Origin of the sequence: uncultured Campylobacter sp. (assembly GCF_938030685.1) — a bacterium.
Taxonomy (GTDB): domain Bacteria; phylum Campylobacterota; class Campylobacteria; order Campylobacterales; family Campylobacteraceae; genus Campylobacter_B.
This window is the reverse complement of record NZ_CALHHX010000092.1, coordinates 1-6,443: the sequence shown is the minus strand read 5'-3', so window position 1 is coordinate 6,443 and position 6,443 is coordinate 1. Positions and strand designations below refer to the sequence as shown.

At 49.2% G+C, this 6,443-nt stretch carries 7 protein-coding genes; 1 reads left to right on the top strand and 6 read right to left on the bottom strand.

Features of this window, described 5'->3' with window-relative positions; translation table 11 throughout:
• Positions 1–119: 119 nt before the first annotated feature.
• The 5 genes from Q0369_RS04430 to Q0369_RS04410 form a co-directional block, all read right to left on the bottom strand.
• Entirely contained in the window at positions 120–299 is a 180-nt protein-coding gene (locus Q0369_RS04430) for a hypothetical protein (protein WP_298096518.1), read from the bottom strand.
• 57 nt (positions 300–356) lie between these two features.
• Entirely contained in the window at positions 357–953 is a 597-nt protein-coding gene (locus Q0369_RS04425; protein WP_298096515.1) for a phosphoesterase, read from the bottom strand.
• 84 nt (positions 954–1,037) lie between these two features.
• Positions 1,038–2,531, bottom strand: coding sequence for an RNA ligase (locus Q0369_RS04420; RefSeq protein ID WP_298096512.1), 1,494 nt, complete (start codon positions 2,529–2,531; stop codon positions 1,038–1,040).
• 302 nt (positions 2,532–2,833) lie between these two features.
• Complete coding sequence (locus Q0369_RS04415) at positions 2,834–3,874, bottom strand: isoaspartyl peptidase/L-asparaginase family protein (RefSeq protein WP_298096508.1); 1,041 nt, start codon at positions 3,872–3,874, stop codon at positions 2,834–2,836.
• Between the two features lie 413 nt (positions 3,875–4,287).
• On the bottom strand, positions 4,288–4,725 hold the full coding sequence (locus tag Q0369_RS04410; protein ID WP_298096505.1) for a DUF417 family protein: 438 nt from the start codon (positions 4,723–4,725) through the stop codon (positions 4,288–4,290).
• A gap of 347 nt (positions 4,726–5,072) precedes the next feature.
• On the opposite strand from Q0369_RS04410, the gene Q0369_RS04405 reads away from it, so the two are divergent.
• Positions 5,073–5,315 carry a hypothetical protein gene (locus tag Q0369_RS04405; protein ID WP_367178970.1) on the top strand — a complete coding sequence of 81 codons (243 nt, stop codon included), beginning with the start codon at positions 5,073–5,075 and terminating at the stop codon, positions 5,313–5,315.
• A gap of 201 nt (positions 5,316–5,516) precedes the next feature.
• On the opposite strand, the gene Q0369_RS04400 is transcribed toward Q0369_RS04405, so the two are convergent.
• A complete protein-coding gene (locus tag Q0369_RS04400) occupies positions 5,517–6,434 on the bottom strand; it encodes an AIR synthase-related protein (RefSeq protein ID WP_298096521.1) in 918 nt (305 codons plus the stop codon).
• Positions 6,435–6,443 lie beyond the last annotated feature (9 nt).

The window sequence follows — 6,443 nt, the reverse complement described above, 5'->3', positions numbered from 1 at the left end:
GCAAATTTTAAAATTTGCGCGGAAGCAAAGAGCAAACGAGACAAAAGAGGCTAAATTTGATCATCTCTCGCTGGGCGCTTTTACAACCTTTGCGCTATTCGCCGCCTGCTTAAATTTTATCATTTCCCGCCTAGCGGCCAGTAAACGATCGGTTTGGCTCCGAGCATTGCTTCGCCGTGATACATTCCTAGCTTATCTTTCGTCCATGCAAAGCCCGTATGCCCGTGCTTGTCGATAAAGATGCTGCCGCTGCCGCCGAGTCCTTTGCCTATCCCGGTATTACGCGGGTGCTTTTGCAAGATATTGCGGCAGGCTACGCTTAAATCAATGCTGCGGCTGTCCGTGTTTAGCCCGGATCACGAGTATCTTGCCGCAATCTCCTTTTGCCCTAAAATTTGCATGATCTCCTCTAAGCTTAAAATTTTGCCGTGCGAGTCAAAGCCTACGTTTAGTATGCGCCCCTCTAGGCTGGAAGCGCGGTCGTGCAAGTGTCCGTGAAGCATAAAAGAGCCTTTCGAGGCGTGGTTGTGTTCCTCTACGGGATAGTGAAACATACAGATGCTCACACCCGCTTTGCCGTCCTTCATCGCGCCCGCGCCGCCGTCAAAATTTAGCTCCTTGTAGTGCAAGATATCGCTAAAAATAGGATTTCCGTCGTCTTTTAGCTCGCGTAGCAGCGCTTCTTTGTTCCTACTAATGAGCGTATCGTGGTTGCCTAAAATCAGCACATGCGAGCCGTTTAGCCTACGCGCGACGCTTTTTAGATCCTTTAATTTATTACAAAATGCAAAATCGCCCAGATCATAAACCGTATCCTCAGGCCCCACTACGGCATTCCAGAGCTCTATTAGCTTTTCATTCATCTCGCTTACGTCGTTAAAAGCCCTAAATTTAGGGCAGTATTTCATAATATTGGCGTGATAAAAATGCAAATCGGAGGTAAAAAATATCATCATTTTCCTTTAAATTTTAATCGCCGCATCGAATTACGCTTTACGTGTAAATTTACGCGGCGCCAAATATTCGCACGGTAATCGTTAAACTTTTTCTAAAAATTCTTTTATAAAGCCTAGCTTGCCCTGCTCGTCAAGGGATCTGAATTCTCGCTCGTTTACTTTGATGTGATCGATCAAGGGATGGAATTCCTCATCAAGCTTGGTTTTATCCAGTTTGCCGGAAAGCGCCTCGTTTTTACTGCGAGCGAAAAATTTGTTCACGAGATAATAAGGCGTTTTCATCTTAAAGCAAAAATCGTTTTGGCTCGGGATATACACCATAAAGCCCTCGAATTTCGCCTCTTTGACTATATTTTTAAGCTCCGCAAAGCTCGTTTTTAGATACTGCTCGCCCTCTTTATAAAAAGGTCTTTTTAGCGCTCCGGCAGTGCTTGCGGCGATTTTATCCAGCTCAAATTCGCTTGCTTGCGCGCCGGTTTTAACGTCGATAAGCCCGATAAAAGTCTCGCCTAGCTCCTCTTCTACGATGTGCGGGTCACTCTCGTCGGTGATCTCAAATAAAAAAGTTTTATTTGGATAGCGTTTGAAAATTTCTTCAAATTTACAGCAGTGCTCGCGCGCCATCTGCGCAAATCTACTATCGGTCGATCCCGTCGTGGAGTAGATGACGCGGCGGTTAAAGCTCGCGCCGCTTTCGCCGATATCTACGTAGGTGCAGCACCCCAAAAAGCCGTTTACCTTTCGCACGGCAAGCACGGGCGTATCGTCTGTGATATCGATAGGATAAAGGCTTTTGCGCGAGGTAAATTCCGAGTAGTTATAGACCTTTTTAAACGGACGCACGATGATATTTAGATCATCGTCCATTATGAGCCCGCGCATCTCAAGCAGCGCTTTATCCCAATCGGCTTTGAAAAAGACGCGTTTTGAGTATTTATAGGTGCGAAGCTCGGGATAAAGCTCGCTTTGACGCGCACTCCAGAGCCTTTTATCCTGCGTGGCGGCGATATATTTTTTCGTTACGTAGGTATTTTGCGCCGCATCAAAGGGCAGATCGCGCCTATTTAGAGCCGCCGCGTCTTTGATCTTTTGCGCTACGCTTTCGCTCATAGGATTGACGGGCGGGATCAAAATTTCGCCCTCAATTTTATTGTTTGCGACCTTGATAAACATCGCTATTACCGTATCTTCATCGACGCCGTGCTCGGAGGCGAAGAAATTTTGCATTCTAAAGCATTCGAAAATAAATCCATTCTGGGCGGCTTGCTCTTTTAGGCTTAACAGCTCTTTGGTGCGCGCGCTCACGTTGCTAAGCACGATAAGAACGTCTTTATCTTTGTTTTCTAGGGCAAATTTATACGCCTGTTTTATCTCGCGTGCGACCTTGCGCTTCGCATCCTCCAAAAGCTTCGGCGACCAAGTATAAACCCCCGCCTCATCGGTTAGAAACATATCGTTTTCCAAATGATAAATTTGCGCCTGCGGATATTCGTTTTTAAATTCTTTGATTTTCTCTTTTGCGAAAGTCGTTTTACCAGAGCCCGCATGTCCGCGAACGACTATAAATTTTCTCATTTTACCGCCTTGATTTTATGTGGCGATATTCTACCTGAAATTTAAGCGCCTTGGTATCAAAAAATATGGATTTCGGTAAAATTTAAGGCTCAACGGAAATTAATACTCCTTAAAGAGAGCCAATTTTAAAAAAGTAGAAAATTTGCGCTTTGCCGAGGTGCTGAAAGTAAAATTTAACCGAATTTGCCTCGCCGAAGCGCTTGATCGACGAAGGCGCTAAATTTGATAAACGTGCAATAAAAAGCGTATTTATCCTCGCTATTTGATTTAAATTTAGCCCCGCAAAGGGGCTAAATTTACGTTTATTTCTCGCCTAGCGGCCAGTAGACGATCGGCTTGTCTCCAAGCCTTGCTTCGCCGTGATACATGCCGAGCTTATCTTTCGTCCACGCAAAGCCCGTGTGTCCGTGCTTGTCGATCGAGATGATGCCGCCGCTACCGCCTAGAGCTTTGACCTGAGCTACTGCCTCTTCGGCGGCCTTTTGCACGTCGGAAGTTTTGTATTTATAAAGAGCCGAGACCTCGTGCGCGGCATTTACGCGCATGTAGATGTCGCCCGTGCCGGTGCAAGAAACTGCCACCGAGTCGTTATCTGCGTAGGTTCCAGAGCCGATTATCGGGCTATCGCCGATGCGGCCGGTCATTTTATTGGTCATGCCGCCCGTGCTAGTCGCTGCGGCTAGGTTGCCGTTTTTATCCAGCGCGATCGCGCCCACGGTGCCAAGATATGGGCGCTCATGTAAATTTAGCGACGTCTTTTTCGCCTTTTCGCTATCAAGTAGCAGCTTTTGCTTCTCTTTGGCTTTTTGCAGCGCATCGTATCTAAACTGCGTGAAAAAATACTTCTGATCGACCATCTCTAGGCCGTTTTCTTTAGCGAGCTTGTCGGCTCCCTCGCCCGCAACAAGCGTATGCCACGTCTTATCCATCACGAGCCTGGCGCCTAGGATAGGGTTTTTGATATGCCTCGCCATCGCGACTGCGCCCGCTTTTTTGGTCGAGCCGTCCATGATCGAGGCATCAAGCTCGTTAAATCCGTCGGCTGTAAATACCGCGCCCTTGCCCGCGTTGAAATTCGGATCGTCCTCAAGCACCATTATTGCCGCCGTAACGGCATCCATCGCGCTGCCGCCTTTCTCAAGCACGGCTTGACCCGCCAAAAGCGCCTTTTTCATCGGCTCCTCGCGGATTTTAAATTCCTCTTTGGTTAGATCAAGCCCGCTGGTGCCGCCGTGAATGACGATAACCGGGAAAAATTTCTCCTGCGCATTTAGCGTCGAAAGCCCGAGCAGGGCCAAACTCGCCGCCATAAAAACGGCTTTTGAGAGTGAAAAGTGCTTCATATCTCATCCTTTCGAAAAAATTGCAGAATTTCTAAGAAATGATATAACTTTGCGCTTTTCGTTTTGCTTAATCAAATGCGAATTTGGTTGGATCTAAATCTAATGCTTTGAGCTTAAAATTAAGCTTTCGCCGTCAAATTTAACGCGACTTAATTTGTGGCACAATCTGATGGATCGATTTAAATTTTATAAATTTGAGTTTGAGCGTTGGCAAAATTTAATTACTGCAGCTCAATAAATTTCAACCGTGCGCCATAAAATTTTAGCGCGCGGCCGTATTTTAAACGGCGCTACGCAAGCAAGCTCAAGCACGCACCCGCCGGCAAAGCAGGCTTTAAATCAAAACGCCTCAAGCTCGCCGTGCGCAATCATTTAGTGTTGCGTCGGAACCGACGCCAGTATGTTTTGACGGCTCAATCGCAGCTTTTTTCTCCGCGACAAAGGCGCGTCAGGTCGTATTTTAGCAGCACCAAGCCAAGGCCTAGCAAGAAAAGGTCTTTAAAGATAAAGCCGTCGATCTTACCTAGCTGCGGCAGTAGGCTGAGCGTGCTCAGCGCCATGACGATCACGATGAAATCGCCCACGATGCCCGTCTTCAGCTTGAAAAAGCCCGCGATGAGCGAGAGATAGCCCACGGTCTCCACCACGCCCAAAAAATAGCTCGCGCCGGCGTCCCCGAGCGCTGACGGCAAAAACGAAAGCCACGTCTGCGAAAAGAGCGGCTTTAAAGCCTCCACCTCGAACTCAAACCACTTGTAGTTGCCCATCACGGCAAGCACGATGATAACGGAAAGTCTGGCGAATATAATATCCGCGTCGCCTGCGACAAATTTTTTTACAATCTCCCTCATACGGCTCCTTTGTAAATTTTGTAGCGGTATGATAGCGAGCTTGCGTGTAGGCTACGTGAAGAGGCGAAATTTCAAATTCCGCGGCTCCGCAAAATTTGAAATTCCATGCCGCGCGCCGTAAAATTTTAGCGTGTGCATCGTATGATTTAACGTGCACGCCGTAAAATTTTAACGTGCATACAAAATTTTAAAATTCGCGCCCAAATTTAAGCTATAATCGCTTCAAATTTTAAGGAGCCGCAAATGCTAAAATCATATCCTCTTACGATGCAGGGCGTGGAGTTTCGCGGACACGGCGTGACGGCAAGGGCGGGCACCTATACGCCGTAGACGCAGCAAGCGGCGAAGTGATCTTTAAGCTTGACACTGGCGGCACCGAGCGTTTCGCGTGGTTTGAGGATAAAATTTTACTCGCAGATCGCCGCGGCAAGCCGGTTTTGATTAGCGCGGACGACGGCTCGATCTTAAAAGAGGTGGAATTCGGCGAGTTTCAATTCGGCTCGGATCAGATCATGCTCGCTAGCGGCGGGCGCCTCTACGCCGTGGCAAACGACGGAGCCGCGATGCACGCCGTCTGCGCTGATTTATGAAATTTAATCGCAAGGCTCGGGGTGCCGCCCGCTTTGGCTATGAAATTTACCTAGTTCGGCGGGGCGCGGTCATGACCCAAAAGCGTCCGATTTCAAATCACCGCAGCCCCGCTCGCTAAATGAAATTTATTCGCCCGGCGCGTCGTTTCGAACTGAAACCCAAACCCCTCGCCTTAAAATTTAAAGCGGTCGCGGTAAATTTCAAGGCGCGAAGTGGTGCGAGCTGCCGCGAAATTCCATCGAGCTTTGCGGAGTGCGCGGGCAAACCTCGGCGATGATATTGATCGCGACGCCCGCCTTAGCGGCAATTGCGTAGATTTTGGGCAAAAACTTCGGCGCGAAGCTAAACAAAATCTCGTACTCCTCGCCGCTTTGCAACGCAGCCTCGCTAGGGCGGGCGATCCAGCGCGCACCCACGCCGCTAGCCTCGAGCAGTCGGGGCAAATCCTGCGCGAGCCCATCGCTAATGTCCATCGCCGCGCTGATGAACTTCGCCGCCTTGTAAAAAAACTTGTCGCGCAAGACGGGCCTGACGAAGCGCGAATTCTTTGAAATTTTTGCGCGTAGATCCTCGCGCAATCGATATGAGCCACTACCCGGCACAGGATTTTCGCCTGCAGAGCTTTTCGACGTAGAATTTTCGCATGCGAGGCTTTGCGCCGTAGGGCTCTTGCGATCCTCTCCGCTTCGTGACACGGAATTTTGCGCCGAAATTTTAGCATCCAAGCTCTGCGGCTTGACGTACGCAGGTGAAATTTTATCGTCCAGACTTTGCGGCTCAAGGTCCAAAATTTGTATTGCCGAAGTTTTGGCGTCCAGACTCTGTAGCTCGGCGCGAGCAGGCGAAATTTTATCGCCCGAGCTTCGTACCTCATCGCTTGGGCCTTGCAGCGACGAAATTTTATCGTTTCGGTTTTGCGTCTGCGAGCTAGCGGGTAAAATTTCATCTCTTAAAAGCACCGCCAGATCGCGCCCGACGCTACCCAGCTCGCCAGTATGCGCGATGAGATCGCCTACGCGCGCGCCGCTGCGAAACACGGGGCGCTTGCACTTGCCGATCAGGCTCACGCTAAGCGCGATGCGATCCGAGCCGATCGTGTCGCCGCCGATGATCCGTATGCCCCACTC